General features: G+C 69.2%; 5 protein-coding genes and 1 pseudogene. All 6 read right to left on the bottom strand.

Translation table 11 applies throughout. The features are described 5' to 3' along the window. Window positions 1–298: 298 nt before the first annotated feature. Window positions 299–826: a GNAT family N-acetyltransferase gene (locus ACZ38L_RS38655; protein WP_188302144.1), complete on the bottom strand. Its 528-nt coding sequence runs from the start codon at window positions 824–826 to the stop codon at window positions 299–301. A gap of 67 nt (window positions 827–893) precedes the next feature. Beyond that, window positions 894–1,706, bottom strand: a complete 813-nt coding sequence (locus ACZ38L_RS38650) for an ExeA family protein (RefSeq protein WP_465702690.1) — start codon at window positions 1,704–1,706, stop codon at window positions 894–896. Next, a complete protein-coding gene (locus ACZ38L_RS38645) occupies window positions 1,703–1,948 on the bottom strand; it encodes a hypothetical protein (protein ID WP_465702688.1) in 246 nt (81 codons plus the stop codon). Before ACZ38L_RS38645 ends, ACZ38L_RS38650 begins: the two co-directional genes overlap by 4 nt. Beyond that, window positions 1,945–3,291, bottom strand: coding sequence for a transposase (locus tag ACZ38L_RS38640; RefSeq protein ID WP_465702687.1), 1,347 nt, complete (start codon window positions 3,289–3,291; stop codon window positions 1,945–1,947). The genes ACZ38L_RS38645 and ACZ38L_RS38640 overlap by 4 nt, the downstream gene beginning before the upstream one ends. Before the next feature lie 95 nt (window positions 3,292–3,386). Then, window positions 3,387–3,605, bottom strand: coding sequence for a hypothetical protein (locus ACZ38L_RS38635; protein ID WP_465702692.1), 219 nt, complete (start codon window positions 3,603–3,605; stop codon window positions 3,387–3,389). Window positions 3,606–3,632: 27 nt separating this feature from the next. Then, window positions 3,633–3,917, bottom strand: a pseudogene (locus ACZ38L_RS38630) (helix-turn-helix domain-containing protein); the annotation flags it as partial. Window positions 3,918–4,268 lie beyond the last annotated feature (351 nt).

Below are 4,268 nucleotides of genomic sequence, written 5' to 3'. Positions count from 1 at the left end.
AGCGCCAGGTGTGGACGGGCAGAGTATTGACGATTTCGAGAAGGACCTGAAGAACAACCTGTACAAGGTCTGGAACCGGATGTCGTCGGGCTCATACCTTCCACCTCCGGTGCGCGCGGTGGAGATCCCCAAGCCGCACGGCGGCGGCACGAGTGTTGAGTGCCACTCAAGATGAGCATCCGTGTGCCACTCACGTTGAGTACGTGGAGCGATGAGAATGCCCTGCCGGAGGGGTTCCGGCAGGGCATTTGGTGTTCACGGTGTCACTGGGATGTGCATGGTGCCGCGCACGTGGGTGTCAGGTGATCTTGTCGCTCAGCATGGACTCACGAGCCATGCGCACATTGGGCAGCTTGCCTCGCCAGAGTTCGCGCTCACCGGTGGTCCTGAATCCGTACCGCTCGTAGAAGCGGATGGCCCTCTCGTTGTATTCGGTCACCCACAAGAGCATGGGATCGTCCTGCGCCCACGCCAGGAACTCGTCCATCAGTCGGCCGCCGGCACCTTGGCCTTGGGCTTCGTGCAGCAGATACATCGGCCCAAGGGTGACCACATCGTCTCGGCGTCCGCAGAGGAAGCCGACGATCTCCGCTCCGGAGCGGACGACACGACAGAACAACAGGTCCGGGTGCCGCATGGCCTCCTCAATGAACTCTCGCCACTGGGCAATGCCCTCCGCGGTGACAGCGGACCCTCGGTGCTCGCGGATCCACGTCTCGTCGATCCCCGCTCCTTCGTTGGGGTAGGTCTGGAGCCAGGCCCTCAACTGCACGTGGCCTACGAGGGCAGCATCGTCGGGGTGGGGTACTTCGATCTGATGGGCCATGGGGGTCATTCTTGACGGGTGTGTCTGATGTGTCTCGCGTGACTTTGCCGTGCAGACCTGCAGGCGGTCATTCGGCGGTGACTTCGGCGACGGCTGCTCTGGCGCTGGACTCGTCGACGATGGACTTCCCGTCGGCGTAGGCCGAGAGCAGGGCCTGGACGGCGAGGTTGTTGACGGCGCGGGGATAGCCGCGTGAGGTGTCGTGGATCAGGGTGATCGCGTCGTCGGAGAACAGGGTGTCGCTGCGGCCGGCGAGGGCGAGGTGGTGGGCGAGGTAGGAGGGTGTCTCCTCGCTGGTCATGGGCGGCATGTTGTAGCGGATCGCGATGCGCTGGTCGAGGGCGGCGAGCATGCCGAGCTTGATCTTCCGTCGCAGGGTCGGCTGGCCGATCAGCAGGCAGGCGAGCGGGCTGGTGGCGTCCATGTCGTGGTTGGTCAGCATCCGGACCGCTTCGAGCTGTTCGTGGTCGAGGAGGTGGGCTTCGTCGATGATCAGGACGGGGACGCGGCCCCGCTCGGCGTGCTCGGTGGCGAGCGCGTCGGCGGCTTGCGGGATGAGGGTGGACTTGTGGGGGCGGGGGACGCCGCCGAGTGAGGTGACGATGGCGTGGTGGATGCCGGCGACGCCGACGGCGGGGTTGGGCAGGTAGATCACTGTGTGTCTTGGGTGGTCCAGGCCTGCGAGGGCCGCGCGGACGGCGACGGTCTTGCCGGCGCCGACCTCGCCGGTGATCACGCCGAGGGCGCGTTCGCCGATGCACCAGGTGATGCGGGCAGCGGCCTGGGCGTGGGAGGAGTGGCGGTGCAGCATCCCGGGGGCGAGGTTGCGCCCGAACGGCATGCGGGTGAAGCCGTAGAAGCCCTGGATCTTGTCGATCAACGTCCGTCCCTTTCAAGGTGGTTGAGGAAGTCGTCCAGCGCGGTGTCCGCGGCCCGGGCCTGGCGGTGGAAGACGACGGCCAGGCGGAGGGTCCGGGCGGTGAGGTGCGACGGCGTTCGTCCGGGAGGCCGGCCAGTCTGGCAGTCGGCCAGGTCCAGCACGCGTTCCAGCAGGTGGCGGGCGGTGTCGGCGTCGGCTTCGAGGGCGTCGATGCGGTCCTGAGCCGGGTTGGTGGCGGTCACCAGTTGTCGCCGTCCGGCTCGATCAGGGCGGTGTAGTTGATCTGGCGGGCGAGTTCGCCGGTGCGGGCGGTGTCGATCAGGCGGAGGTAGTCGATGCCGGTCGCCGGAGCCGGCTCGGCAGGGGTTTCCGGCTTGGCCTTGGGGTGGGTGTGCCGGGCGATCTGGTGCGGGCTGGCCAGTCCGAACGGCCGGTTCTGGAAGCGGACTTCGATCTCGGTCAGGTCGAACGGGTCGAATACCAGCTCGACCTTGCGCCCGACCAGGGCCGCGTCGACGTTGTAGGTGTTGCCCAGCAGCGAGACGGTCGCGGTCTTCGTCACGGTGCGGTACTCGGCCCAGCGGAACGCTTCCCGCAGCTGGGACGGGGTGGGCTGCGGGAACGGGGCGCCGGCCATCCACCGCTCGATCGGCGCCTGCCCGGTCTCGGAGTGCACCTGGCGGTGATACACATGCTCGGTCCAGGCCGTGAACAGGCGGTTCAGCTCGGAAAGGTCGGTGACCTTGGCGGCGTCGACCTCGACGAGGAACTGTTCCCTGATGGTCCGGTTCAGCCTTTCGATCTTGCCCTTCCCCTCCGGGCGGCCGGGGGTGGAGTGGATCAGCTTGATCCCCAACCGCGCGCATGCTCTGAGCAGGGCCTTGTCCACGAAGGCGGAGCCGTTGTCGACATAGACCGCCTCCGGGACACCGCGGGCCGCGAGCGCGGGCCGGAGCGCCGCGGCCAGGCGGACGCTGTCCTCCGCGCTGCCCCAGCGGTGGCCGACCACGGCCCGGCTGTGGTCGTCGATGAACGCGAAGAGGTAGGTCTTGCGGCCGGCGATCTTCGGCCCGTGCAGGGCATCGCCCACCCAGAGCTCGTTGGGCCGGTCCGCCTCGAAACGCCCGAACGCGGTCGGCGGCTGCCCGTCGGGGCGGGTCAGCAGCTCCAGACGCTCGAAGTGCCGGTGGACGGTGCGGTAGGACGGACCCCAGCCCAGGTGCTGGGTCAGGATGCGTACCACCTGCGCAGTCGAGCGCGAGGGGTTCTCCCGCTTGAGCGCGGCTGCCAGTTCCAGCACCTCCACCGGGGTGCGCGGGGTGACCTGCCGGGTGGGCGGCAGCAGAGCGTCGAAGCCACCCGCCCGCCAGGCCCTGATCCACCGGTCCAGGGTGTTGCGGGCGACCGTGAACGGCTGCCCGAACGGATCCGTGTGCGTGCGGGCGGCGATCTCGCGGACCATCGCCCCGCGCTGGGCCGCGCTCAGGGCAGGGTCGGCCGCCTCACGGATCAACTGGTAACGGAACAAAGCGACCTGGTGGGCCCGCTCGGCCCGCCGTCGCTCCTCCTCATCGACCAACGCCATCGAGATGACCTCCCAGCAGGGCAGCGGACATGCAGGCGGCCAAGGATGGCGCCCCGCCCGCCCGGCCCGTCAGGGCCAACTCGTGTTGATCGACTTCACGCGACGGCCGGCGGCCAGGCGGGGGCCAGCAACCGCCCGTGACAGGCCGCCGACGCCAACTGCCACATCGGCGCGCTGAACACGCCGAACCGCACCCGGGCAGCGGCCGCGAAGCCGACCACCGCCGCGACCGCGTCCGCCACCACCGACGGCGCCGGCAACGGCAGCACGGCGGCCGGATCGTCCGCCAGGGCCACCAGCAACGAGGTGAACACCCCCGCCACCCGGCCGGCCCGCCTCGACCAGCACCGTAGCCAGCCCCGAACCGTCGAGACCGGCCGACCCAGACGCCCCGCGATCCGCCGGTGCCCCCAGCCCGCCGCCGCCAGCTCCAGCCCAGCCCCCACCACCGCAACCAGATCAGCCCGTCTGACCAGGGCCGATGCCGGAAGCAGGACATGCGTGGCCGAGCACGACCCGCACCGGGCCCGCCGCGGGCGCACCTCAACCACTCCCGCCTCGCCCCGCAGCCGCCGAAGCCGCCCCCACCCCCACCGGGCCAGCACCCCGCCACACTGAGGGCACATCAATTCACCAGCCGCCAGACGCCGTTCGACAACCGCGGCGTCGACCTCTACCGTGACCAAGAGCGCCTCCGGGCGCACCCAGACGGCCCCCCGGCTTCGCGACCAACGACAACGGGGGGCCGTTGCCATGTCCGAACATGGTCACCGTGCCCCCCGGCACCCCGAAGATCAATCCCCCTGCAACAACCACTTCGCCATGCTCACCGTGAACGGCAAAACCAGCCCCCACCATCACCATCTTGAGCGGCAATCAACACACGAGAATGCTCGGCATTCCCGCTGTCGCCGACCGGGTGGCGCAAACCGTTGTGGCCCGGTATCTCATGCGACGGGTGGAACCTGTTTTCCATC

This window comes from Kitasatospora sp. NPDC024654, assembly GCF_055559155.1.
Note: the sequence above shows the minus strand (reverse complement) of the source record. Positions and strands in the feature narration are given on the sequence as shown.